Source organism: Variovorax sp. PBS-H4 (genome assembly GCF_901827205.1).
GTDB lineage: Bacteria > Pseudomonadota > Gammaproteobacteria > Burkholderiales > Burkholderiaceae_C > Variovorax.
The window spans coordinates 6,345,981-6,370,872 of record NZ_LR594675.1; the positions used below are offsets into that span (position 1 = coordinate 6,345,981).

General features: G+C 67.6%; 16 protein-coding genes. 7 read left to right on the forward strand and 9 right to left on the reverse strand.

Going from position 1 to position 24,892, the window contains the following annotated elements; all coding sequences use genetic code 11:
- Window positions 1-6 precede the first annotated feature (6 nt).
- Together E5CHR_RS30205 and E5CHR_RS30210 are read right to left on the reverse strand one after the other, a co-directional pair.
- Window positions 7-3,051, reverse strand: a complete 3,045-nt coding sequence (locus E5CHR_RS30205; RefSeq protein WP_162583430.1) for an FAD-binding and (Fe-S)-binding domain-containing protein — start codon at window positions 3,049-3,051, stop codon at window positions 7-9.
- Window positions 3,051-3,749, reverse strand: a complete 699-nt coding sequence (locus E5CHR_RS30210; protein ID WP_162583431.1) for a GntR family transcriptional regulator — start codon at window positions 3,747-3,749, stop codon at window positions 3,051-3,053. The genes E5CHR_RS30205 and E5CHR_RS30210 overlap by 1 nt, the downstream gene beginning before the upstream one ends.
- Window positions 3,750-3,870: 121 nt before the next feature.
- Here E5CHR_RS30210 and E5CHR_RS30215 point away from each other — a divergent pair, with 121 nt between their 5' ends.
- Entirely contained in the window at window positions 3,871-5,109 is a 1,239-nt protein-coding gene (locus E5CHR_RS30215; protein WP_162583432.1) for a pyridoxal-phosphate-dependent aminotransferase family protein, read from the forward strand.
- A 40-nt stretch (window positions 5,110-5,149) separates the two neighbouring features.
- Window positions 5,150-6,127 carry a Bug family tripartite tricarboxylate transporter substrate binding protein gene (locus E5CHR_RS30220; protein ID WP_162583433.1) on the forward strand — a complete coding sequence of 326 codons (978 nt, stop codon included), beginning with the start codon at window positions 5,150-5,152 and terminating at the stop codon, window positions 6,125-6,127.
- A gap of 15 nt (window positions 6,128-6,142) precedes the next feature.
- Here E5CHR_RS30220 and E5CHR_RS30225 read toward each other — a convergent pair whose 3' ends face one another.
- Window positions 6,143-8,713, reverse strand: coding sequence for a hypothetical protein (locus E5CHR_RS30225; RefSeq protein WP_162583434.1), 2,571 nt, complete (start codon window positions 8,711-8,713; stop codon window positions 6,143-6,145).
- A gap of 242 nt (window positions 8,714-8,955) precedes the next feature.
- On the opposite strand from E5CHR_RS30225, the gene E5CHR_RS30230 reads away from it, so the two are divergent.
- Window positions 8,956-14,217, forward strand: coding sequence for a non-ribosomal peptide synthetase (locus E5CHR_RS30230; RefSeq protein ID WP_162583435.1), 5,262 nt, complete (start codon window positions 8,956-8,958; stop codon window positions 14,215-14,217).
- Here E5CHR_RS30230 and E5CHR_RS30235 read toward each other — a convergent pair.
- Window positions 14,198-14,791, reverse strand: coding sequence for a DNA-3-methyladenine glycosylase (locus E5CHR_RS30235; RefSeq protein WP_232062250.1), 594 nt, complete (start codon window positions 14,789-14,791; stop codon window positions 14,198-14,200). The genes E5CHR_RS30230 and E5CHR_RS30235 overlap by 20 nt on opposite strands.
- Complete coding sequence (locus E5CHR_RS30240) at window positions 14,788-15,444, reverse strand: TetR/AcrR family transcriptional regulator (RefSeq protein ID WP_232062251.1); 657 nt, start codon at window positions 15,442-15,444, stop codon at window positions 14,788-14,790. Before E5CHR_RS30240 ends, E5CHR_RS30235 begins: the two co-directional genes overlap by 4 nt.
- Window positions 15,445-15,542: 98 nt before the next feature.
- Here E5CHR_RS30240 and E5CHR_RS30245 point away from each other — a divergent pair, with 98 nt between their 5' ends.
- From E5CHR_RS30245 to E5CHR_RS30260, 4 genes are all read left to right on the forward strand, one after another.
- A complete protein-coding gene (locus E5CHR_RS30245; protein ID WP_162583437.1) occupies window positions 15,543-15,950 on the forward strand; it encodes a VOC family protein in 408 nt (135 codons plus the stop codon).
- 55 nt (window positions 15,951-16,005) lie between these two features.
- On the forward strand, window positions 16,006-16,449 hold the full coding sequence (locus tag E5CHR_RS30250) for a VOC family protein (protein WP_162583438.1): 444 nt from the start codon (window positions 16,006-16,008) through the stop codon (window positions 16,447-16,449).
- Between the two features lie 328 nt (window positions 16,450-16,777).
- Window positions 16,778-17,797, forward strand: coding sequence for a M14 family zinc carboxypeptidase (locus E5CHR_RS30255; RefSeq protein WP_232062252.1), 1,020 nt, complete (start codon window positions 16,778-16,780; stop codon window positions 17,795-17,797).
- Window positions 17,797-18,594 carry an alpha/beta fold hydrolase gene (locus E5CHR_RS30260; RefSeq protein ID WP_162583439.1) on the forward strand — a complete coding sequence of 266 codons (798 nt, stop codon included), beginning with the start codon at window positions 17,797-17,799 and terminating at the stop codon, window positions 18,592-18,594. The genes E5CHR_RS30255 and E5CHR_RS30260 overlap by 1 nt, the downstream gene beginning before the upstream one ends.
- Here E5CHR_RS30260 and E5CHR_RS30265 read toward each other — a convergent pair.
- The 4 genes from E5CHR_RS30265 to E5CHR_RS30280 form a co-directional block, all read right to left on the reverse strand.
- Window positions 18,548-19,288, reverse strand: coding sequence for a M48 family metallopeptidase (locus E5CHR_RS30265; RefSeq protein WP_162583440.1), 741 nt, complete (start codon window positions 19,286-19,288; stop codon window positions 18,548-18,550). The two genes, E5CHR_RS30260 and E5CHR_RS30265, sit on opposite strands and share 47 nt — an antisense overlap.
- Window positions 19,285-22,548, reverse strand: a complete 3,264-nt coding sequence (locus tag E5CHR_RS30270) for a type I restriction endonuclease subunit R (RefSeq protein ID WP_232062253.1) — start codon at window positions 22,546-22,548, stop codon at window positions 19,285-19,287. Before E5CHR_RS30270 ends, E5CHR_RS30265 begins: the two co-directional genes overlap by 4 nt.
- Window positions 22,549-22,716: 168 nt before the next feature.
- Window positions 22,717-24,237, reverse strand: a complete 1,521-nt coding sequence (locus E5CHR_RS30275) for a type I restriction-modification system subunit M (protein WP_162583442.1) — start codon at window positions 24,235-24,237, stop codon at window positions 22,717-22,719.
- A 26-nt stretch (window positions 24,238-24,263) separates the two neighbouring features.
- Window positions 24,264-24,875 (reverse strand): restriction endonuclease subunit S, encoded by a 612-nt coding sequence (locus E5CHR_RS30280; RefSeq protein ID WP_232062254.1) that lies wholly within the window; start codon window positions 24,873-24,875, stop codon window positions 24,264-24,266.
- Between the last annotated feature and the right edge of the window lie 17 nt (window positions 24,876-24,892).

Here is a 24,892-nt window from a genome sequence, read left to right on the forward strand (position 1 = left end):
CGTCGTTCAGACCATCAGCGCGTCCAGCAGCAGCGCCACATGCACCGCCCGGCGCTGCGCGCCGTCGGCGATCTGGTGGCGGCAGCTGGTGCCATCGGCCAGGACGATCGCGTCGGGCTGGCCGCGCACCGCCGGCAGCAGGGCGGCCTCGGCCATGCGCATCGACACCTCGTAGTGCGAGGCCTCGTAGCCGAAGCTCCCGGCCATGCCGCAGCAGGAACTCTCGATGAGTTCCGGCTTCGCACCGGGAATGCGCTTCAGCACCTCGAGGATGGGGCTGACCGCACCGAAGGCCTTCTGGTGACAGTGGCCATGCAGCAGGATGGGCTTGCCGGCGGGCCTGAAGCCGAGCTTGAAGCGGCCTTCGCGCATCTCGCGCGCCACGAACTCCTCGAACAGCAGCGCCTGCGCGGCGACCGTCTGCGCCTTGTCGCCGAGGCCCATGGCCAGCGTCTCGTCGCGCAGGGTCAGCAGGCAGGAAGGCTCGAGCCCGACGATGGGGACACCCTCCTCGGCCAGGGGCAGCAGCGCGTCGATGAGGGCACCCGCCCGCGCCTTGGCCTCTTCCACCATGCCGGTGGCCAGGTAGGTGCGGCCGCAGCAATGGTGGCCGCCGAATTTCTCGACGGTGTGCAGCAGGTAGCCAGCGGCCTTGAGCACGCGGGCTGCCGCCCAGGCGTTCTCGCTCTCGAAGCCGCCGTTGAAGGTGTCGACGAAGAGCACCGCGGCCTTGCGCCCGCTGATGGCCGCGGCGATGACCATGTCGCGGCTGGTGAAGAGTGCGGCGTCGCGCTCGCGCCAGAAGGTGTCGCCGCGGAACGCCGGCAGCGAGCGCCTGGCCGACAGCCCCAGCAGCCGCTCGCCCAGGCGGGCGAGGACCGGCATGCGGTTGCGCAGGTTGAAGAGCCAGGGCATGCGGCTGGCGGTGTGCAGGTACTCCGGCAGGCGGGCAACCAGCCGGTCGGCGAGCGTGTGTCCGTGCTTGCTCCTGTGGTGCGCCAGGAACTCGATCTTCATCTTCGCCATGTCCACGCCCGTCGGGCAATCGCGCTTGCAGCCCTTGCAGCCGACGCACAGGTCCATGGCGTCGCGAACGGCGTCCCCGGTGAAGGCGTCGGGGCCGAGCTGGCCGGAGAGCGCCAGGCGCAGCGTGTTGGCGCGCCCGCGCGTGAGGTGCTGCTCGTCGCGCGTCACGCGGTAGCTGGGGCACATGGTGCCGGCGTCGAACTTGCGGCAGTGGCCGTTGTTGTTGCACATCTCGACGGCCTTGGCGAAGCCGCCGGTCACGTCGCCGCCGGTGCCGGGGAGGGTGGTCTCCTCGGTCACCGGATCGGCCTGCACGTTCCAGGCGGACCAGTCCAGCACGGGCGTGATGGGAATGCGCTTGTAGGGCTGCGGTGCGGAGGCGGGCGCGAAGCGGAAGAGGGCACCCTCGTCCATTTTCGGCGGGTCGATGATCTTGCCGGGATTGAACAGGCCGATCGGGTCGAACCGGGTCTTGATGGCGCGGAAGGCCTCGTTGATGGCCGGGCCGAACTGCCACTCGATCCACTCGCCACGGCACAGGCCGTCGCCGTGCTCGCCGCTGAAGGCGCCCTTGTACTTGCGAACCAGCTCGCCGGCTTCCTCGGCGATGGCGCGCATCTTGGCGGCGCCATCGGTGCGCATGTCGAGGATGGGGCGCACGTGCAGCGTGCCGACCGATGCGTGGGCGTACCAGGTGCCGCGCGTGCCGTGCTTCGCGAACACCTCGGTCAGCCCGTCGGTGTAGGCGGCCAGGTGCTCGAGCGGCACGGCGCAGTCTTCGATGAAGCTCACCGGCTTGCCGTCGCCCTTGAGGCTCATCATGATGTTCAGGCCGGCCTTGCGCACTTCCCACAGGGCTTTCTGCGCGCCCTCCTCGGGCATGCGCACGACGCTGTCAGGCAGGCCCAGGTCGCCCATGAGTTCGACCAGCTGCTGAAGCTGGTGCAGCAGCCCGGCGCTATCGTCTCCGGAGAACTCCACCAGCAGGATGGCGGCGGGCTTGCCGATCAGGGCCTTCTCGACCGTCGGCCGGAAAGCCGGGTTGCCGAGGCTCAGCTCGATCATGGTGCGGTCGACCAGCTCGACGGCGGTCGGGCCCAGCTTCACGATGTGCTGGGCCGAATCCATCGCGGCGTGAAAGCTGGCGAAGTTGACGACGCCCAGCACCTTGGCACGCGGCAGCTCGGAAAGCCGCAGCGTCAGGCTGCGCGTGTAGGCCAGCGTGCCCTCGGCGCCGATGAGCAGGTGCGCGAGGTTGACGCTGGCGTCGGCGGTGTAGGGCCGCTCGCTCTGGTTGTCGAAGATGTCGAGGTTGTAGCCGGCGACCCGGCGCATCACCTTGGGCCAGTGCTCGGCAATTTCGGCGCGGTGCTGCCGGGCCAGCTGCTGCACATGCTGCGCGAGGCCCGCGGCGCGCGCGCCGAGCGTGGCGACGGGGCCGAAGTCGACCAGCTCGCCATCCGACAGCCAGGCGCTGGCGCCCAGCACGTTGTGCACCATGTTGCCGTAGGCGATGGAGCGCGAGCCGCAGGAGTTGTTGCCCGCCATGCCGCCCAGCGTGGCCTGCGCGCTGGTGGAGACATCGACCGGAAACCACAGGCCGTGCGGCTTGAGCTGCGCATTGAGGTGATCCAGCACCAGGCCCGGCTCGACGGTGACGCGGCGCTCGGCCACATCGAGCTCGAGCACGCGCCGCAGGTGCTTGCTGTTGTCGATCACCAGCGCCGCGCCGGTGGTCTGGCCGCACTGGCTGGTGCCAGCGCCGCGCGCGAGCACCGGCACCTGCAGGTCGCGCGCGATGTCGATGGCGATGGCGACGTCGCGCTCGGTCTTCGGCACCAGCACGCCCACCGGCATGATCTGGTAGATGGAAGCGTCGGTGGCATAGCGGCCGCGCGAGGCGTCGTCGAACAGCACCTCGCCCTCGGTTTCGGCCGCAAGGCGGCGCGCGAGCTGGGCGCAGACCTCGTTGGACGGCAGCACGGTGCCGGCGGGCCGCAGGCGGCTGGCAGGATCGATGCGCATCAGCGCTTGCCCGCCTGGGCCGCCTCGGGATAGACCTGGCCGGCGCGCAGCAGCGCCAGCACCGTGTCGCGCTTGCGATGGAGGTGCTCGATCAGCACCTCGCGCAGGGCCGCGGCGTCGTGGGCGGCGAGCGCGTCGATCATGCGTTCGTGCTCGGCGACCGCCTGCTTCCACTTGGCCTCGTCCTGGTTGGTGCGAAAGCGCAGCGACTGCACGCGCGCATTGATCGCGCGGTAGGTGTTGGCGAGCACGGGGTTCTTGGCGGCGTCGTTGATGGCGGTGTGGATGCGCGCATTGATGCGGTAGTAGCCCGAGAGATCGCGGCGCGCGAAGCAGGCCATCATTTCGTAGTGCAGGGCGCGCAGCTCGGCCACTTCAGGGGCGGTGATGCGACTTGCCGCCAGCTCGCCCGACAGGCCTTCGAGCGCGGCCAGCAGCTCGAAGGTGTTCTCCACGTCGGCCTCCGTCAGCTTGACGGCCACCGCGCCTCGGTTGGGCAGCAGGTCCACCAGGCCCTCTGCGCCCAGCAGCTTGATGGCTTCGCGCAGCGGCGTGCGCGAGACGCGCAACTGCTCGCACAGCTCGCGCTCGTTGAGCTTGGCGCCCGGCGGGATCTGGCCTTCGATCAGCATGGTGCGCAGGCGGGCCGCCACCTGGTCGTGCAGCGCCAGCCGCGAGATCTCGATCACTTCTGCCATGGCTCTTTTCCTCTCCGGATGCATTTTGAATGCAAAAACTAGTGGCCTCTGGGCGATGCCTTCAGGGTAATCCATCATGGCCCGATATATTTTGCATGCAAAACTTTAAAAAAGGATCGCCATGCTTCAACTCGACTTTCATCCCACCGGCCGCCACTTCCTGCAGATCCCCGGCCCGAGCCCGGTACCCGACCGCATCCTGCGCGCGATGAGCCTGCCCACGATCGATCACCGCGGGCCCGAGTTCGGCGCGCTCGGCCTGAAGGTGCTCGCAGGCATCCGCCAGGTGTTCCAGACCCGGCACCCGGTGGTGATCTATCCGGCTTCGGGCACCGGCGCCTGGGAAGCCGCGCTGGCCAATGTGATGAGCCCCGGCGACGCGGTGCTGATGTACGAGACCGGACACTTCGCCACGCTGTGGCAGAAGATGGCGCTGCGCCTGGGCCTGGCGCCCGAGTTCCTGAGCCTGCCGGGCGTGGACGAGACCGGCCTGCCGCGCGGCTGGCGCCATGGGGTGCAGGCCGACCTGATCGAAGCACGGCTGCGCAGGGACGCGGACAGGAAAATCCGCGCGGTCTGCGTGGTGCACAACGAGACCTCCACCGGCGTGACCTCCGATATCGCGGCGGTGCGCCGCGCGATCGATGCGGCGGGCCATCCCGCCCTTCTGATGGTCGACAGCATCTCGGGGCTGGCGAGCGCCGACTACCGCCACGACGAGTGGGGCGTGGACGTGACCGTCAGCGGCTCGCAGAAGGGCCTGATGCTGCCGCCCGGAATCAGCTTCAACGCGGTGTCGCCCAAGGCGATGGAGCGCAGCAAGACTGCGCAGCTGCCCAAGGCCTTCTGGGCCTGGGACGAAATCGTGGAAATGAACCAGGGCGGCTACTGGCCTTACACGCCCAACACCAACCTGCTCTACGGGCTGAGCGAGTCGCTGGACATGCTGCTGGGCGAGGGCTTGCCGCAGGTGTTCGCGCGCCACCAGCGATGGGGCGCGGGGGTGCGCGCCGCAGTCAAGGCCTGGGGCCTGCCGACGCAATGCGCCGACCCCGCGGTTCATTCGCCGGTGCTGACCGGAGTGATCACGCCCGAAGGGGTGGACGCGGATGCGCTGCGGCGGCTGATCCACGAACGCTTCGACCTTTCGCTGGGCACGGGCCTGGGCAAGCTCAAGGGCCGCATGTTCCGCATGGGCCACCTGGGCGACAGCAACGACCTCACGCTGGTGGCGATGGTGGCCGGCGTGGAGATGGGGCTGAAGCTTGCGGGCGTGAAGCTCGCGGGCAGCGGCGTGCAGTCGGCGATGGACCATTTCGCGAGCCACCCGGCGCCGGCGGCGCTGAAGAAGGCGGCCTGAATCGACGCCGGCCGAAGCCAATCAACCAGGAGACCCGACCATGCAACGACGTTCCTTGATTCAGGCAGCAGGCGCGGCGGCGGTCACCCTCGGCGTGCCGCGCGTGTTCGCCCAGGCATGGCCCAGCGGCCCCGTGCGCATCGTGGTCGGCTTTCCGCCGGGCGGAGGCACGGACGCGCTGGCGCGGGTGGTGGCGCAGAAGCTGACGACCCTGTGGAACCAGTCGGTCATCGTGGAGAACAAGGGCGGGGTGGCCGGGGTGCTCGCGGCCGAGTACGTGTCGACGCAGCCGAGCGACGGCTCGACCCTGTTGATGGCGCACATCAACAGCCACGCGCTCGCGCCCAACCTGCAGCCCAGGCTGCGCTACAGCGTGGAGCAGGACTTCGTGCCGATCGTGCTGGTGGGCGTCACGCCCAACCTGCTGATCGCGGGGCCGGCGCAGAAGGCCCTGACGGTGAAGGACATCGTCGCGCTGTGCGCCGCCGAGCCGGGCAAGGTGAGCTTCGGCTCGGCCGGCGCGGGCTCGGCGCAGCACCTGGCACTCGAGATGTTCAAGCTGCAGGCCAAGGTCGATGCGCTGCACGTGCCCTACAAGGGCAGCGGGCCGTTGCTCGCGGACCTGATGGGCAACCAGATCCAGTACAGCTTCGAAACCATGACGGCGGCCACGCCGCACGTGAAGAGCGGCAAGGTCACGGCGGTGGCGCAGACGCGCCTGAAGCGGGCCAAGGGCCATCCGAGCGTGCCGACCATGCAGGAGCAGGGCTTCGAAGGCTTCGATGCCACCACCTGGTACGGCCTGGCGGGGCCCGGCAAGCTGCCGGCGGAGATCGCCGACAAGATCAACCGCGACGTCAACACCGTGCTGGCAATGCCCGACGTGCAGGAAAAGCTCGACACCTACGGCGCGGAAGACGGCGGCGGCTCGCGCGAGAAGTTCCGCCAGTTCATCGCGTCGGAGATCCAGAAATGGGGCCGGGTGGTGCGGGACGGCAAGGTGAAGGTGGACGCCTGAGCGCCACGCCTCGGGCTACGTGAGGTCGACGATCTGCATCAACCCGAGCTTGACCAGCACGGCATTGCCGAGCTTTCTGTTCGGCAAGCTCCAGCCTGACACGTTGCTTCGAATGAGTTGGGCAAAGGGCACGAGACACAGCGGAAATCCGTCAGGCAGCAGCTCGAGCAGATCCTTGTGCTTCGGGGCACGCCGGCCCGTGAGGAAAAGCGTCGCGAGGTACCCGCCAGGTATCGGATCCGAAGCCTGCCAATTGCGTGCCATCGTGAGCAGTGTTTCGTACTGGGCGGGTGTTAGTTTGCCGTAGACCACACGTTCGATGGCCTGGGCGCCGGTCGTGACAGTGGGGTCCGACTTCAGGTTCCTGATGGCCGCCTGCTTATTCGAATAAGACGAGTATTGCTGGAACGCATGCAACATCACCTGCTGAGACGCGAGAACCGCCGGGTCGCTCGAGGTCTGCGAAATTCGCTTTTCGACGTTGCCAGGAGGACGCAAGACCCATGTCCCCGCCGCTTCGACGGGGCGAGACGCTTGAGCTGCGCCCAGGACGAGCTTGGGTGAAGTGACCCGGACGACACGAGGCGTCACCGTCAGCGCGCGCGCAAACCCGGCGCGTTTCATGTGTTCGTCAGGAGCGAGTCTCTTGAACAGCGCCTGTTGCCCGTTCAAGACCTCCCACAAGGAACGCCGCGACCTGGTCGCGCTGTCGAACGCAAGCCATTCGCCCGAGGCGGCGCGCGCCACGGCCACCACCATGGGGTCGGTTCCCGTCCACAAGATGGCCTCGGTGCTTCCGAGTGTATCGAGCCAGCTCACGATCTCCTGGCTACGGCCAAGCCCCTCCGGAACCCTCTTTTGGTGACTGGCAGCATGGGGCAGAGAAAGGCTGCCGCGGCAGAACGCCGCCGCAAAGTCTGCGTCGATCTGGCGCGCCGCGTCCTCCCTGCCATTCAAGGGGAGCGACTTCGCAAGTTCGATGATGGGTTGCCTGTTAAGCAAGACCCCGAGCGCCTCGCAGGTCCTCCAGAAAAGCTCGATGGCCATCAGCTTCACGTACTTCGACAGCGGATGGTCGCCGTCGCCCCGAATGGCCATGTAGACGCCGCCTTGCAGGCTCTCGAGGTAGTCCTGAAGGCTCGGAAGCCAGCGTTTGGCCGCCGTGTCATCCGGGGCCATCGACTCCAGTTCGAAACACACGCCGTTCACATTGATCAAGGCCGTGTAGTGGTGGGTCTGGTGGACTTGCGAGTCGCCGAATTGCAGGTTGGTGGGGCCTTTGAAAACGATCGCGAGATCCAGATGGGCTTCGAGTTCGGGCATCAGCGCATGCCACTGTCGAGGCATGAGCCGCAGCCTCTGCATGGGATATCCGTCAGGCGTCTGGATGGCGTCGATGCGGCTCAGTTCCTGGGCTTCGTTGGGCAGGGAAAGCTTTTCAAACGGAAGCTCGGGGCGGTGCAGCGCCAGCCAGTTGGTCCAGCCGTTGTTGAAGGCATGCTGCAGACAGCGCAAGCCTGCCTGGAACTCGAAGTCAACGCTCAACATGGCGCGCGCACTGGCGGCCATGTGCAGTCCTTGAACGCGCGCCGCTTGTTGTTGCGTGTGTTGCGCGGGGTCGCCGAATGTCCTGGTTGCAGGGGGTTGTTCCAGATCCTCAGGGCCCCGCTTTCTGTTGCCGGGGCCGAGCTTATCGAGTGCCACGTGCACGTGATGCTGGATCCGTTGATTCATGTGCTGGGGCCCCTCTTCACCCAGGCAGAACGAGTGACCGAGCACGGCGCAGTAGGCAGTGCCGATGGCCTTCGCCAAATCCTTCTTGTTGTCCTCTGTCAATGGCACCTTTGTGTCCGCCGCTCGAACAAGCAGTCTGTCGAGCCAACGCGCCGATGCGCTCAGCAAAGGCGCCAGCGGGTCGTGCGCCTCCGCGAGTTGCTCGGCCACTTCCATGTCGATCGCGTTCAGCGTGCCGCTGAACAGCGAATCGTTGTGCAATGTCCGCCCCTGGAAGCATTCATGCGCCGTCATGCTTTGATACAGCTGCCGCGCTTGATACGGGTCTGGAATGCGCTCGCCGGCGGGGAATCGTCTTGCTATTTCACGCGCAGCGAATTTGGCCAGGGTCAGCACGTCCGGCAGCGACAGACACGAGCGCATGCGGTCGACTTCCCGCTGCAGTGTTTCGACGACGGCTCGAGGTGAAGACGAACAGGGCGGCTCCTCTGCGCCCAGCTTGCGCAGGGAGCTCGAGTCAAAGCCCTTCCGCAGGCCCTTCATGACGTCCGCACTCAGTCGAAGCGCGTCGCGCAGCGCAGCGACGTCCACCTCGCATCGATCGCTCTCGATCGCCTTGATGATGAACGCACGCGTCTCCGGGTCTTCGCTGTGCAACAGCCGCACCAACAGTTGGTGGACGTTGGCGGGCCCGCCTGCCGAAACCTCAGGTGCCACGAGCACGGTGCCATCGGCGCGGATCTGGAAGCCCGGCCGGCCGTAGACCATCGGCGGCTTGTTTTCCTGAGGTGTGGGAGTGGGGCGAAGCGGTTTCTGTCCGCCGGAAATGATTTGCAAGGAAGTGAGTCGCACGGTGGATGTTCCCGAAGAAGCCTTTTTGGCTCGGTGCTGCTGAGTAACGGGGGAGCACGGAAGATTCCCGCGCCAAGAAATGGGCAAGGAACTGCGCTTTCCCATCCTCAACCTCCTGTCAGACAAAGTCACCATCGAACTGACGAATATCACCGGCGTGTTGCAGCGCAACATGATGACAAAAAGGCAGCGCTCGTTGCGTCGCACGATGCCCCCCCTTCAACCGCAGGGCGCTCCCATACATGTTCAATTCGCACTCCATCGACAGCTTGCAGCCCGTTGCAACTCAAGCGCCACAAGACACCCTGGCCTTCGTCTTCGAGGAGCAATGCGCGGCACGCCCCCAGCAGTTGGCCTATGGGTTCCTTGCGGAGGATTTGTCCCTCGCGCAGCACAGCAGCTATGCCCGGTTGCGTGACGAGGTCCACCACATTGCCGCATGGCTGGCTACCGCAACCCGTCCAGGCGACCGCGTACTGCTGGCATTTCCGCCGGGGCTGGATTTCGTGCGGGCCTTCTGGGCCTGCCTGCTCGGCGGACGGGTCGCAGTGCCGGTGCCGGCGCCGGATCCGATGCGCCTGCATCACGCGGCACCACGCCTGCGCAGCGTGATCGCCGATTCGCGCGCGGCACTGGTGCTGACCAGCGCGAAGCTGCTGGACGCCGCGGCCGCCGCGCTGGACCCTGCCACCTTGGCAATGGCGCGCTGGACGGCCCTGCCCGATGCAGCACAGCTGGCGGCCATGCGGCAAGACTTCATCCCGCCGTTGCTCGATGCCCAGGCGCTGGCCTACCTGCAGTACACCTCCGGTTCCACATCGGCGCCGCGCGGCGTTCGCCTGTCGCACCTGAACGTGCTGGCGAACGTGCGCGCGATGATCGCCGCGGGCCATGCAGATGCCGGTTCGCGCGGACTCAGCTGGCTGCCGCATTTCCATGACTACGGCCTGGCCTTCGGCGTGTTGGCGCCGGTGGTGGCAGGGGGCACCGGCTACCTGATGTCCCCCGTGGCCTTCCTGCGCCGGCCGCTGCGCTGGCTGGAGGCCGTCGAGACCTATCGCATCACGCACACGGGCGCGCCGGACTCGGCGTTCGTCGCCTGTCTGCAGGCCCTGGGCGACAAGCCGCTGGGCGCACGCCTGGACAGCCTGGTGTCGCTGAACTGCGGCGCCGAACCCGTCAAGGCCGACACCGTCGAGCGTGTGCTCGCGGTGTTCGGTGCAGCCGGCATGCCCGCGCGCGTGTTCGCGCCGTCCTATGGACTGGCAGAGGCGGTGCTGGGTGTCAGCGCGAGCACGCTCGAAGCGGCGCCCCGCATCGTCTCGGCGGACGCCGGGGCCCTGCTGGCCCACCGCTTCGAGCCGCTGCCTGGAGGCGCGGGCCAGGGGCGGCGGCTGGTCGGCTGCGGACAGGCCATGCGGGATACGGAAATCCTCATCGTCGACGAAGAGCAGCAGCCCTGCGCCGATCGCTGCGTCGGCGAGATCTGGGTGCGCGCGCCCGGCGTCGGCGGCGGCTACTGGATGCAGCCCGAGGCGACCGAGGCCACGTTCGCGGGGCACCTGGCGGACGGTACCGGCCCCTTCCTGCGCACCGGCGATCTCGGCTTCCTCGACGAGGGCGAGCTTTTCGTCACCGGCCGATCGAAGGACTTGATCATCGTCCACGGCGAAAACCACTATCCGCAGGACCTGGAGTGGAGCGCGGAGCGCGCCCATCCGGCGCTGCGGCCGGGTTTCGGCGCGGCCTTCGCGCTGGAGACGCCCGCCGGCGAGGGCGTGGTGCTGGCGTTGGAGCTGGACCGGCGGGCCCAGGCCGACGCCGATGCCGCGGCCGTGTTCCGCGCGGTGCGCCGGGCCATCGCGGTGGAGCACGGCCTGCCGGTGCATGCCGTCGCCCTGCTGCGCGCGGGCGGATTGCCGCGCACCTCCAGCGGCAAGGTGCAGCGCCACCGTTGCCGTGAGGCCTTCCTGGCCAACGAACTGCCACTGGCGGTGCCGATCGATGCCGGCACCGAGCCCATGCACGAGGAGGGCGCCGAAGACGGCGAGCGCCGCGGGCGCCTGGGCTACGTGGCGCCGCGCGACGAGCGCGAGAAGGCGGTGTGGGACATCTGGTGCGAAGTGCTGGGCACGCGTGCCTTCGGCGTGGACGAGAGCTTCTTCGAGCTCGGCGGCAACTCGCTGCGCATGACGCAGGTGCTCTCGCGGCTCGGGGCCCGCTTCGGCGTGGCGCTGCCGCTGGCCGAGCTGTTCGAGCATGCCAGCGTGGCTGCGATGGCCGCACACGTCGCCAAGGCCGAGCAGGCGCCGCAGGAGAGCCGGGCGCTGCTACCGGCCGGCATCGAGCCCGTGCCGCGCGGCGCACCGCTGCCGGCCTCGCTCTCGCAACGGCGGATGTGGGTGATCCAGCATTTCGACCCGGCATCGACCGCGTACAACGTGCCGATCGCGATCCGGCTGCGCGGCCCCTTCGATCCTGCGCTGTGCCAGCAGGCGCTCGACGCCATGGTGCAGCGGCACGAGGGCCTGCGCACCTGCTTCGTGATGGGCGAGCACGAGCCGATGCAGTCGATCCTGCCCGCGCTCGCCGTTCCGGTCGAACAGATCGACCTGAGCCGCCTGCCCGAGCGCGAGCGCAATGCACAGGCGCGCGTGCTGCTCGCCGAGCGCGCGGCCCAGCCCTTCGACCTGTCGCAGGCCCCGTTGCACCGGCCGACCCTGATCCGGCTGGGCGAGCGCGAGCACGTGTTGTTCTGGGTGCTGCACCACGCGATCACCGACAACTGGGCGGGGGCGCTGCTGATGCGCGAAGCCCTCGCAGCTTACGGCGCGCTGGCCATCGGGCGCGAGCCGGTGTCGGACCCCCCGGCCATCGGCTATGCCGACTATGCGGCCTGGCAACGCAGTCCGGCGGCCGTCGAGGCACGGCGGGCGCACCTCGACTACTGGCTGGAGCGCCTTCGCGACCTGCCCGACCTGGACCTGCCCACCGACTTCCCGCGGCCGGCGAAGGCCAGCCACCGGGGCGCGCGCGTTTCGGCCGGGCTGCCGCCGCGGCTGCGCGAGGCCATGCGCGATTTCGGCGGTCGCGAGGCGGTCACGCCCTTCGTGGTCTACCTGTCGGCCTTCGTGCTGATGCTGTCGCGCCACGCGAAGAGCGACGACATCGCGATCGGCACGCCGATCGCGAACCGCCACCGCTTCGCCGCCGAGCCGCTCGTGGGAACGCTGGTCAACACGCTGGTGATGCGCACCGACCTCGGTGGCGATCCCAGCTTCACGCAGTTGGTGCATCGCGTGCGCCGCAACGCGCTGGAGGCGTACACGCACCAGGACGCGCCTTTCGACGAGCTGATCGACGCGCTGGGCCACGACCGCACGCTGCGGCCCGAGGGCCCGGTGCGCGTGCTCTTCAACGTGCTCAATGCGCCGGTGGGCGAGCCAGAGCTCTTCGGGCTGGAGGTGGACGAATTCGACTTCGAGCGCGTGGCCGCGCAGTTCGACCTGTCGATGCACATCGACACCGAGTTCTCGCACCGCATCCACCTCGAGTACGCGAGCGATCTCTACAGCGAGGCGACCGCCGCGCGCATGCTGGAGAACTATCTTGCGCTGGTCGAACGGCTGCTCGCGCAGCCGGAGCGGCGGATCTCGACGCACGAGATGCTCGCGCCGGCGCAGCTGAACCTGCTGCGCAACGGCTGGAACGGGGCGCGCTCGCCGCTGCCCGCGCGGCAGCTGGTGCACGACTACCTGGACCTGGGCGCGCCGGAGGTACGCGAACGCGTGGCGGTGATCGACGCGGCCGGCCGCACGCTGAGCTACGGCGAGCTCGAGGCGCGCTCGAACCGGCTGGCCCACGCGCTGCGCAAGCGCGGCATTGCACGTGGCCAGCGTGTGGGCCTGTGCATTGCGCGAAGCCCTGACATGCTCATCGCGCAACTGGCCGTGATGAAGGCTGGCGCGGCCTACGTGCCGCTGGACCCCGACTACCCGCCTGATCGTCTGCGCTTCATGGCGGCCGATGCCGACCTGGCCGCCGTGCTGGCGCAGCAGGACACGCACGGCATCCTGGAAGGACTGGCGATCCCGATGCTGTCGCTCGATGACGAACAATTGGTGTCCGGCCATCCCGCACAGCCGCTGGCTCCCGACCCGGCGCTCGACGCCACGCCGGTGGACGAGGCCTACCTCATCTACACCTCGGGCTCCACCGGCCAGCCCAAGGGCGTGCGCGTTCCCCATCGGGGGGTGGTGAACTTTCTCGCGGGAATGGTGAAGGCCCCGGGCCTGTCGGCGGAGGACTGCTTGCTGGCGATCACCAGCCCCTCCTTCGACCCGTCGGTACTCGATCTGCTGCTGCCGCTGGTGGTGCGCGCGAAGGTGATCATTGCCTCGCAGCAGCAGGTGCACGACCCGGCCGCGCTGCGCGCGTTGCTCGAGACGCACCGGGCCACGCTGCTGCAAGCCACGCCCTCCGCCTGGCGCGGGCTGATCGAGACCGGCTGGGCGGGCGCGCCGGGCTTCCGCGGGCTGATCGGCGGCGAGTCGCTGCCACCGGTGCTGGCCGAACAGCTGTTGTCGCGCATGGCCGAACTCTGGAACATCTACGGGCCCACCGAAAGCACGGTCTGGGCGACCGGTTGGAAGGTGACCGAGCCGCGCAAGGCGATCGCGATCGGGCGGCCGATCGACAACGTCGCGGTCTGGGTGCTCGACGAGCACGGCCACGCCTGCCCGATCGGCGTGCCGGGCGAGCTCTACATCGGCGGCGCGGGCGTCACGCTGGGCTACCACCGCCGCGACGAGCTCACGGCCGAGCGCTTCGTGCCCGACCCCTTCGGCGATGCGCCCGGCGCGTGCCTTTACCGGACCGGCGACCTGGGCCGCTGGCGCCATGACGGGCTGCTCGAGCTGATGGGCCGCGCAGACCACCAGGTGAAGCTGCGGGGCTTCCGCGTCGAGATGGGCGAGATCGAGTCCGCTCTGCTCGACCATCCCGAGCTCGCGCACTGCGTGGCGGTGACGCGCGCCGAGCGCGAGGACGACGTGCGGCTGGTGGCCTACTTCGTCTCGCGCGGCCCCGTGCCGCCGGCGCCGCCGGTACTGCGCGAGCACCTGCGCACGCGGCTGCCGCACTACATGATTCCGCAGCACTTCGTCTCGCTCGACGCGATGCCGCTGCTGCCCAACGGCAAGGTCAACCGCGCCGCGCTGCCTGCGCCGGTGATGGACGTCACCCTGGCCGACGGCCGCAGCTACGTGGCGCCCGCCACGCACGGCGAGCAGGTCATCGCCGGCGTCTGGTCGGAACTGCTGGGCGTCGAGCAGGTTGGCCGCACCGACAACTTCTTCGACCTTGGCGGCCACTCGCTGCTGGCGATGCGAGCTGTCGCGGCGATCGAGTCGCTGATGGGCTGGAAGGTGGCGCCGCGCCGGCTCATCTACGAGAGCCTGCAGCAGATCGCGCGCGAGGAGAACCTCAGGCGCGCGGAGACCTGAAAGGCTTGCTCAGGAAGGGCGAGCCCTTTTCTCCGAAACGCCAGGGCACGTCGGCCGCCTTGGTGATGCCGATGCGCGGGCCGGTCTCGACCACCACCGCCGGGTGATCGTCCGGCGCGGCGAGCAGCGCGAAGGGCGGCCGGTCGAGCCGCTTGCCGTTGAAGCCGGCATCGATTGCCAGCGCCTGCCCAACGCGGCCGGGCCCCGCGCACAGCAAGCGCACGTCATCCATGCCGCGCCGCGCGCGCATGCGTTCGAGCCCCGCGGTTGGCGCCAGCGCGCGGATCAGCACTCCGGCGCCATGGCCTTCCTCGCGGCAGACGAAATTGAGGCACCAATGGATGCCGTAGGAACGGTAGACATAGGCGCGGCCGGGTGGCCCGAACATCGCAGCATTGCGCGGAGTGAGGCCGCCGAAGGTGTGCGAAGCCGGGTCGTCCCGGTCATAGGCTTCGGTCTCGACGATGCGGCCGCCGACGCCCCCGACGAGCAGCACCAGGCCGATCAGGCGCGGTGCCACTTCGTGCGACGGTGCGAGGAAATCGATGTCGGCGGCAATGCGTGTTTGGCTCACAGTCCCTTTTCCACCATTTCGAGGAGCTTGCGGCCCAGTTCGTCGGTTTGCTCGCGGGGCACGCCGCGCAGAGGTCCGTCGATGATCAGGAGCGCCAGGCCATGGACCGCCGACCAGGCCAGGAACTCGGCGCCGGGACGGCGTTCAGGCGGCAGGAGACCCGCGGCCACCATCTGGTCCAGCGAAGCGCCGAGCAGCTGGAAAGGATTGAGCCCGCTCGCGCCGCCCTTGGCGTCGTCGGGGGGATCCTGCAGCGCCACGGGTGCACCGAAGGCGGTGCGGAACAGGCCCGTCTGTTCCTGGGCGAATCGCAGGTAGCCGGCGCCGATCGCGCGAACGCTCGCGCGCGCAATGTCGGCAGCGGAACCGTCGCGGGGCACCGCGGCGAGCTCGGCCTCCATGGCCCCGGCGGCGGCAGACAGGGCTGCCGCGCGCACCGCCAGCAGCAGCGCCTGACGGCTGGCGAAATGCCGGTAGGCCGCATTGGGCACAACGCCGGCACGCCGCGTGGCTTCGCGCAGCACCACCGCCTCGGGGCCGCCTTGTCGCGCCAGCTCGACCCCCGCCTCCAGCAACGCCCGGCGCAGATCGCCGTGGCGATAGGTGTTGCGTGGCGGGGGCGTGGTGCCAGGGAGTGTATTTTCGTTTTCCATGTGGACGCCGTCCATTATCTTTGCTATTGTTTTGTGGACGTTGTACACAACAACGGAATTTTTCCTCCCTGACCCCAGCTCTTTCCAAAGGAACCGCCGTGAGCACCAAGATCTTCGTGAATCTCCCCGTCAAGAACCTCGAGAAGTCGAAGGCCTTCTACGGGGCGCTGGGCTACAGCTTCGACCCGCGCTTCACCAACGAGCAGGGTGCCTGCCTGGTGATCAGCGACGACATCTACGTGATGCTGCTGGTCGAGAGTTTCTTCAAGACCTTCACCCCCAAGGCCATCGCCGATGCGTCGAAGAGCACGGAGGTGCTGCTGTGCCTGTCGTGCGAAAGCCGCGCCGAGGTCGAGGCCCAGGTCGCCAAGGCGCTGCGTGCCGGCGGCAGCACGCCGACCGAGGCGAAGGACCACGGCTTCATGTACCAGCACGGCTTCCAGGACCTCGACGGCCACATGTGGGAGCTCGCATACATGGACATGAGCGCCTTCCCGCAGGCCTGAGCGCCGCACGAATCGAATCCCTCACCCGCCCCACCACCACGCAAAGGAGATTGCCATGCATGTCCAGCCCTACCTCTTCTTCGAAGGCCGCTGCGAGGAGGCACTCGAGTTCTACCGCACCCGCCTCGGCGCCGAAGTGACGATGCTGATGCGGTTCAAGGACAGCCCCGTCCCCACCGGCAACGCCGAGATGTGCGCCGGCGCCGAAATGTCCGGCCCGCCCCCCGAGAACAACGTGATGCACGCCGAGTTCAAGATCGGCGACACCACGCTGCTGGCCTCTGACGGAATGGCCAAGGACGCGCCCGTCTTCCGCGGCTTCTCGCTGTCCCTGACGGCGGCGGACGAAGCCGATGCCAAGCGCAGGTTCGCGGCGCTCGGCGAGGGCGGCCAGGTGCAGATGCCGCTCGGGCCGACCTTCTTCTCGCCCTGCTTCGGCATGGTGCAGGACCGCTTCGGGGTCGGGTGGATGGTGATCGTGCCAGGGCCGAAGGCCTGAGCGGTTTCGAACCACAAGACGGCCGACCATCGTCGGCTGCAAGGCGCTTTCCATGAGGCCCCCGTCCGCGGACGGGTCGCTTTAAAGCGATTCGTGCCTGTTGCGGCGCGAGCGCGCCAGAGCCAGGACTTCGATCAAGCCCCAAAGGACGGCAGCACCGAGTCCGCGCAGGCCGTCGGTCGTAGGGGGCCAGAAGTGGGAAGCGTGCATGGTCTCGAGAATGCCGTCGATGGGTAGAGCCGTCTTGCAACCCTAAAAGCTTTGCATGACAAGTTGATGGCATGCATTGCCGCTATCCTGCGCGCACCCCTTTCCCGGATGCCGACGCGTGAACTCCCCGGACTTGCCCGAATTGCTGGAGCTGGCGCAGCTGGTCCAGCTGGCCGGTACGCAAGTGGAGGTGCGCACCATGTGCGAAGTGGCGGCCGGCGAGAGGCGCTTCCCCATTCAGGCCTTTCTGCTCGGCAGCACGCGAGCAGACGCTCCGGCCGTCGGCTTCTTCGGCGGCGTGCACGGCCTGGAACGCATCGGCGCGCAGGTCGTGATCGCCTACCTGCGCAGCCTCGTGATGCGGCTCGCCTGGGACGAGACGCTGCACCGCCAGCTCGATACGATGCGCCTGGTCTTCATGCCCCTGGTGAATCCCGGTGGCACGTGGCTCGGCACGCGCGCCAATCCCAACGGCGTCGATCTGATGCGCAATGCGCCGGTCGAATCGAAGGAGCATGTGCCGTACCTGATCGGCGGCCAGCGCATCAGCGCGAAGCTGCCCTGGTACCGCGGCGCGCCCGACGAGCCGATGCAATGCGAGAGCGCCGCGCTGTGCATGCTGGTCGAGGCCGAGCTGCTGGGCCGGCCGCTCAGCGTGGCGGTGGACTGCCATTCGGGCTTCGGCCTGAGCGACCGCATCTGGTTCCCGTATGCGCACACCACGCGGCCCATCGGGCACCTGGCGGAAATGCACGCGCTCTGCGAGATCCTCGACCAGAGCCTGCTGCACCATCGCTACAAGCTGGAGCCGCAGAGCCGTCAGTACCTGGCCCATGGCGATCTCTGGGACCACCTCTACCTCGGTGCCAGGCGCCGGGCCGGGAGTGTCTTTCTGCCGGTGACGCTGGAGATGGGATCGTGGCTTTGGGTCAAGAAGAACCCGCGCCAGCTCTTCTCGCGCCATGGCATCTTCAACCCGGTGATCGAGCACCGGCACCAACGCGTGCTGCGCCAGCACATGGCGTGGCTGGACTTCATCACCCGCGCCGTCGGCAGCCACGAACGCTGGCTGCCCACCGGCGCGCAACGGGCGCAGCACGAGCAGCAGGCGAAGGCGCGCTGGTACGGGGGGCACTGATGGACACCTGGGTGCTGATGCGCGGACTCACGCGAGAGAGCGGGCATTGGGGGCGCTTCATCGGCCTGCTGGAGGACGCCTTTCCGGCCGCGCGGATCGTGGCACTGGACCTCCCCGGCAACGGGCGGCTGAACCAGCTGCGCAGCCCGGCGCGCATCGGGGCCGCGATGGAAACCTGCCGTGAGCAGCTGCGCGCGCTCGGCATCGCGCCGCCTTATCGCCTGCTCGGGATGTCGCTGGGCGCGATGGTGGCGGTGGACTGGGCGGTGCAGCACCCGCGCGAGCTCGAAGCCTGCGTGCTGATCAACACCAGCCTGCGCCCGTTCAGTCCGTTCTACGAGCGCCTGCGCCCGGCCAACTACGGCGCCCTGCTCGGCCTGGCCTTCGGGCGCCAGAACGCTCGCGAGCGCGAGGCGACCATCCTGCGGCTCACCACCCGCCATGCCGGCGGCGGCACGGCGGTGCTCGACGACTGGACGGCGATCCGCGAGGCACGGCCGGTGTCGCCGTCAAACGCGGTGCGCCAGGTGCTGTCCGCCGCGCGCTACAGGGCGCCGCGGCAGGTCCCTTCCGTGCCGCTGCTGGTGGTGGCGAGCGCCCGCGACGGCCTGGTCAGCCCGAACTGCTCGAGGAGGCTGGCGCGCCAGTGGGGCGCCGAAATCGCGGAGCACCCCAGCGCCGGCCACGACCTGCCCCTGGATGACGGGCCGTGGCTTGCGGCGCAAATGGCGCGCTGGGCCGCGCGGGGCATCAGGCGGGCAGCAGTTGCTCCGCCAGGGCGTCCAGACGCGCCTTGACCCGGCGCCAGTCCGGCATCCGTGTGTCCAGCAGCCGGCAGAAGCGCGGCCCGTGGTTGTGCTCGCCAAGATGGCACAGCTCGTGAAGGAGCACGTAGTCGATGCACTCGCACGGCGCCTTGACGAGATTCGGGTTGAGCGTGAGCCGCCCCGCCGGCGAGCAGCTGCCCCATCGCTTCTTCGTGACGCGCAGCTGCATCGGCGGCGGCGTGCGGACCCAGCTCAGCGTGTGCGCAAGGACGGCGAGGCGCGCGGCCAGCACCCCGCCGGCGCGCTTTCGGTACCAGGCGTCGAGCAATGCCTGCACGCGCGCGGTATCGGCCTTTGCCACCGCGACTTCAATGCGCGCGCCGTGCAAGCGCACGTTGCCATCCCGGCCTTCGTCCACGACGACTTTGAGCACGTAGCGCCGGCCGAGATAGAACAGGGATTCGCCGCTGGCATGCGCACGCGGCAGCGCATTTGCAAGACGCGCCCGAGCCGCCGCGACCTGAGCGCTGATCCAGCGTGCGCGCCGCTGCACGGCCGCCTGGACCACGGCGTCGGGTGTTTGCTCGGAAACGTCGACCACGACGCGCCCGTCGGGTTCGACATGAATGGCCATGCGCTGTGCCCTGCGCACAGGATGGACGCGCACGCTGAACGCAATCCGTTCGTCGCCGTAGCGAAGGCTTCGAAAGCCCGCATCGCTCATGCGCGGCGCCCCAGCGCGACGCGGGTGATCTGGAGCACATGCCCGATCACGGCGTTGGCCCTGTCGAGGCCGAGCGGCGCGTAGAGCAGCTGCAGCACACCCTTGCGGATGGCGGCTTCGATGTCCTGCGGGTTCAAGGAATGCTCGGCCAGCGCAGCCTGCACCACGCCGCTGATGGCGAGCGCGTGGTCGACAAGCCGGCTGCGCTGCGCCTCGTCCAGCCTCGTTGCCTCATCGCCCAATGCGATCAGGATCGCGCCATAGCAGGCCTTCGCCCGTGGGTTGGAGGCCAGGATTTCCGGCATGCCGGGCGTGATCCGCCGATCCACGTCGCGCTCGAGCTCCTTGAAGAGCGCGTACTGCCTGAGCGGATGGTCGAACATGGCCTCCGCTTGCTCGATCGCGCCTTTCAGCAGCTCGGAAAACACTTGATTTGCATAGGGGTCGTCCGCCAGGTCCTGCTCGATGGTCTTGCGCAAGCGGGTCTTGATCAGGTCTGCCTCGTTGCGTGCCTTGTCCTGCGGCCAGGTCTCTGGAACATCGGGCGCCGCCAGCTTGTGCACCACATAGGTCCCGCCGATCTCGCGAACATCTGTTCCGATCACCTGCTCGTCGATCAGCCTGATGACCTGCTCGTCGTATTCGCTGAAGTCGACGGTCTCCCTTGCGTCGCGCTGCACCATCTGTCGTACCTGGATCAATGCCTTGAGATCCGCCTTGTACTGCGCGATGAGCGCCTCGGAAACGCCGCGGTCCTCGAAGAAGCCACGGCACGACAGCGCCGTCTGCAGACAGGCACCGAAGGCCGTCAGGGCTGCATAAAAGTCGTCGCGGAGCTTCTGCCGCACGTCGTATTCGCCGCCCTGCTTGTCGCTCACGAAGCGAGGACTCAACGCCTGGCGCAGCAGCTCAGGGTCCTTGCGATTGGCGACTCCCTTGAAGAAGGACCACACCGTCTCGTGCCGCATCGGCAGCTGCTTGTACTCGGTGCTCACCTGCGCATAGAGCCCATCGAGATCGGCAATGTCGAAGCCGCCTTGCGTCCGGGCCTCGAGGTCCTGGTAGGCGCGGATCGCCGTGTCGAGCTCTTTCAGGATGCCGCGGTAGTCCACCAGCAGGCCGTGGCGCTTGGCATCGTGCAGGCGGTTCACGCGGGCTACGGCCTGGATCAGGTTGTGGCCCTTCAGCGGCTTGTCGATGTAGAGCACTGCGTTGCGCGGCTCGTCGAAGCCGGTGAGAAGGCGATCGACCACGATCAGCAGGTCGGGGTCGCCATCGGTCCCGAAGGCCTGAAGCACCTGCCTCTGGTGGTGCAGCGCGTCGACGTCCTGGTTCAGCACGCTCTGCTTCCACCATTGCTGCACCTCGGACATGCCGTCTTCGTCGACCTCCTTGTTGCCCTCGCGCATGTCGGGCGGGGAAATCACGACGGCGCTCGTGACCAGGCCCGTCGCGTCGAGCGCCTTCTTGTAGCGGATTGCATCGAGCTTGCTGGCCGTGGCGATCTGCCCCTTCAGGCCAGACGCCAGCCTCTTGAAGTTCTCATGGAAGTGCGTGGCGATGTCCCATGCGATCAGCTCGATGCGATTGGCCGCGCTGTAGACCGTTCCGCTGCTGGCGTACTTCTTCTTCAGATCGGCGCGTTGCGCCTCGGCGAGGCCGGCGGTGATCTTGTCGAACCAGCGATCGACCGCGTCGGCATCGATGGACAGCCCGGGCACCCGCTCTTCGTAGAGGAGCGGTGCGACGGCATGGTCCTCGGCTGCGCGCCGCGTGGCGTACGCGTGGACGATGGGGCCGAACTTCTGCGCTGTCTTCTCGTCCTTCAGCAGCGGCGTGCCGGTAAAGGCCACGTAGGCCGCGCGAGGCAGCACCTTCTTCATGCGCTCGTGCGTTTCCCCACCATGGCTGCGATGGCCTTCGTCCACCAGCACCACGATGTTGGGCGACTCGTTGCGGCACTCCGCCAGCCTGGCGGCGGTGTTGAACTTCTGCACCAGCGCGAAGGTGATGCGCTTCGTGCCCTGCCCGATGCGACGGGCCAGGTCGCGCCCGGTCATGGCGCGGCTGTGCTCGCCCTCCTTGTGCGTGGCGATGGACGATCCGAAGGCGCCTCCGGTCATGAAGTTGCGTGCGAGCTGCTGTTCGAGATCGCGCCGGTCGGTGATCACCACGAGCCGGCATTCCTTCAGGCCTTCGTTCAACAGGAGGGCCTTGGCAAGGAAGACCATGGTGAAGCTCTTGCCCGAACCCGTGGTGTGCCAGATCACGCCACCGGTACGCGCGCCATCGGCTCGCCGCCCGGCCAGCCGGTCGAGCAGTGCGCGAACACCGAAGAACTGCTGGTGCCGCGCGACGATTTTTCCGACCTTGCTGTCGAACAGCACGAAACCGCGCAGCAGGGCAAGCAGCCGTTGCGGCTTCAACAGAGACACCAGCAAGCGGTCTCGCCCGTTGGGCAGCGCCGGCCGGGACCGGAGCGACTCGAACCATTCACGTATCGGCGCAGGCTTGCCCTTCAAGAGCGCTGCATGGGACCGGGCGGACAGCGGTGCGTTCTTCAAGGCACCCACATGAGCGTCGTCGAATTCTTCTTCCGTGTTCCACTGCGCCCAGAACTTGGCCGGCGTGGCCGTGGTGCCGTAGCGGCCCTGGGTCTGGCTGATGGACAGCAGCAGCTGAGCGTAGGCAAAGAGCTCCGGAATTTCGTCGTGGCGCTGGTTGCGCAATTGCTGGCTGATGCCTTCGAGCACCATCGCGTCGGCCATGCTGCCGCTGTGGCGCCCGTGCGGCTGCTTGGCCTCGATCACGACCAGCGGAATTCCGTTGACATAGCCGACGATGTCCGGTGAGCGATGGTGGGTACCGTGGCTGGAGAGCACCCGCAGCTGTTCAGTGACATCGAAACGATTGGCGCTCGGATCGGTCCAGTCGATGACCTGGATCGTCGGCTGGTGCCTCCGGCCGTCGGGCATGAATTCGGTGACCGTGATTCCGTAGGCGAGCTTGGCGTAGATGCGCTCGTTGGCTGGCAACAGGCCCTCGCCGAGCCGAACTGTCATGAGCTCGCGAAGGATCTGATCGATGGCGCTGGGTGAGAGAGGAAAGACGTCGCCGTTGTACTCGAAGCGTCGGGTTTGCAGCACTTCGATGAGGCGCGGCTTGAGGAGGACCTCGCGTGCCGAGCCACGCAACCTGGAGCACTCGGTAGCGCTGATGTAGTTCCACCCCAGGTTGCAGAGCATGTGCAGCGCGGACATGTGAGCGCTGAATGGCTCGCCGGTGGAGGCATTGAAAGTCATTGCGTGTGGCAGTCGGGGATCAGCCGGCGCATGACTGCTGCACTTTGTTGTCGCGTGCGAAGGAACAATTGTTCGGTGCGTCGAGGCCAACGAAACGGTGGGTTCGGGAAGATTCCGGCGCTGCGCTCACACGCCGATCTCGGTCAGCTGGGCAGCTATTTCTTCCTCGATGCCGGCAAGCTCCTCCTTGAGTGCCTCTCGCTCTTGCTGGAGTACTGCTATGTCCAGCAGTTCTTCCCTCTCGAAGGTGTTGACGTAGCGCGGAATGTTCAGGTTGAAGTCGTTCTCTGCAATTTGCGCAGGCGTGGCCAGGTAGGCATACCTCTCCACCGGCTCGCGTTTGCCATACGTATCAAGCACGCGCTGCAGATCCGCCTCGCGCAGCACGTTCTGATTCTTCCCGGCCTCGAAATCGCGACTGCCATCGATGAAGAGCACCTTGTCATCAGCCTTGTTCCTGCGAAACACCAGCACAGCCGCCGGGATGCCGGTTCCATAGAAGAGCCCCTCGGGCAGGCCAATGACGGCATCGAGCAGGTTCTCCTCCACCAGCTTCTGCCGGATGCGCCCCTCGGCCGCCCCGCGAAACAGGATGCCGTGCGGCACGACAACTGCCATGCGGCCAGCGCCGGGCTTCATGGTCTCGACCATGTGGAGGATGAAGGCGTAGTCGCCCTTCGTTCGCGGCGGCACGCCGCGGCGGAAGCGGCCGAACTTGTCCGTCTGCGCGCCCTCGTGCCCCCACTTCTCGAGGCTGAATGGCGGATTGGCCACGACGACGTCGAAGTGCCTGAGACTGCCATCGCCGAGCAGCAGCCTGGGGTTGCGCAACGTGTCGCCCCATTCGATGCGATGGTTGTCCTCGCCATGCATGAACATGTTCATCTTGGCCAGCGACCAGGTGTTGCCGATGGCCTCCTGGCCGTAGAGGGCGTAGCGCTTGGAGCCGGTGCGGTCACGGATCAGGCGGCCGCACTTCAGGAGCAGGGAGCCGGACCCGCACGCCGGGTCGCAGATCTCATCGCCTTCCTGGGGGTCCATCAGGCGCGCCATGAGGCTGGAGACTTCGGGTGGGGTATAGAACTCTCCGGCGGTCTTGCCGCTCGACGAGGCAAAGTGGCTGATGAGGTACTCGTAGGCGTTGCCGATCAGGTCGAGCTGGCCGATCCGGCTGGGACGAAGATCGAGCTCCGGCCTGGCGAAGTCTTCGAGCAGGTGACGCAGGATGTCGTTCTTCTGCCATTCGTCGCCGAGCTTGTTGGAGTTGAAGCCGATGTCCTGGAACACGTCGCGCAGCTTGGCGATGTTGGCGTCTTCGATGGCATGCAGCGCGCGATCGATGCGCTCGCCGTTGCCGGGCTCAAAGCGCGCGGCATGCAGGGCGTAGAAGCTGGCGGTGGGCGGCAGGACGAAGCGCTCGGTCTTGAGCAGTTCCTCGATGAGGTCGGAGGCGGTGTCGCCGTACTGCGCCTTGTAGCCGTCGTAGTGGTCCTGCCACGCGTCCGACACGTACTTGAGGAAGAGCATCGGCAGCACGTAGTCCTTGTACGTGCTCGGATCGACGACGCCGCGAAAGGTGTCGCAGGCCGCCCACACGGCGGCATTGATGCTGTCCTGGCTGACGGCGCTGATGGCTGTCTGATTCATGCGTTGCTCGATTTCCCTGGGTCGTGTCATGCGTTGCCGGAGGCGCTGGCAAGCGCTTCGGCGATTGATTCGAACTGCCGTTCGCGGTTGCGGATGAGCAGGTCCTGCAGTTGCCGCTCGCGTCGCGCAAGGCGGGCGAGCGCGACGATATTCTCCTGATCGGCCAGAGATGGCAGGCCGATGGGCAGCGATTCCAGCACAGGCCGCCGCACGCTCAGCTGGCTGGAGCCCTCGGCAGCGCGCTGCAAAGCCCGCTGGAAGGGAGCCTGATTGATTTGCCAGGCGAGGAACGCGGGCAGCAATGCGCGCGCGGGCTTCACCCGCAGATGGAAGAGGTGCTGGCCGCACACGGCCGGCCCGGGAAGATCTCCAACGCACGCGGCGTAGAAGCGCGTACCGCGTGCGACGAAGAGCAGATCTCCCGCCGCCAGCCATTCAGGCTCCCGCCGTCCGGCCAGTTGCGTCCGGATGACGCTTCGCCAGTCGACGCCGTCGAGGGGGTCCAGGTCTTTCATCTGCACCGCATGAACCCCGCCGCCCCGGACCTCCTTGATGGCGCCACGGAAAGGATGACCGGCTCGTATACGAACCTCCGCGCCCAGGAGCGTGTTCACTGCATGAATCGACATGATGCGCATGCTACTTGCACTTCGGC

Excerpts from the sequence above, each read along its gene's own strand:
- E5CHR_RS30265 (WP_162583440.1), bottom strand. The coding sequence starts at position 19,288 with ATGAGCGATGCGGGCTTTCGAAGCCTTCGCTACGGCGACGAACGGATT.
- E5CHR_RS30240 (WP_232062251.1), bottom strand. The coding sequence starts at position 15,444 with ATGGAAAACGAAAATACACTCCCTGGCACCACGCCCCCGCCACGCAAC.
- E5CHR_RS30210 (WP_162583431.1), bottom strand. The coding sequence starts at position 3,749 with ATGGCAGAAGTGATCGAGATCTCGCGGCTGGCGCTGCACGACCAGGTG.
- E5CHR_RS30250 (WP_162583438.1), top strand. The coding sequence starts at position 16,006 with ATGCATGTCCAGCCCTACCTCTTCTTCGAAGGCCGCTGCGAGGAGGCA.
- E5CHR_RS30280 (WP_232062254.1), bottom strand. The coding sequence starts at position 24,875 with ATGCGCATCATGTCGATTCATGCAGTGAACACGCTCCTGGGCGCGGAG.
- E5CHR_RS30275 (WP_162583442.1), bottom strand. The coding sequence starts at position 24,237 with ATGAATCAGACAGCCATCAGCGCCGTCAGCCAGGACAGCATCAATGCC.
- E5CHR_RS30260 (WP_162583439.1), top strand. The coding sequence starts at position 17,797 with ATGGACACCTGGGTGCTGATGCGCGGACTCACGCGAGAGAGCGGGCAT.
- E5CHR_RS30220 (WP_162583433.1), top strand. The coding sequence starts at position 5,150 with ATGCAACGACGTTCCTTGATTCAGGCAGCAGGCGCGGCGGCGGTCACC.
- E5CHR_RS30270 (WP_232062253.1), bottom strand. The coding sequence starts at position 22,548 with ATGTCCGCGCTGCACATGCTCTGCAACCTGGGGTGGAACTACATCAGC.
- E5CHR_RS30230 (WP_162583435.1), top strand. The coding sequence starts at position 8,956 with ATGTTCAATTCGCACTCCATCGACAGCTTGCAGCCCGTTGCAACTCAA.
- E5CHR_RS30215 (WP_162583432.1), top strand. The coding sequence starts at position 3,871 with ATGCTTCAACTCGACTTTCATCCCACCGGCCGCCACTTCCTGCAGATC.
- E5CHR_RS30205 (WP_162583430.1), bottom strand. The coding sequence starts at position 3,051 with ATGCGCATCGATCCTGCCAGCCGCCTGCGGCCCGCCGGCACCGTGCTG.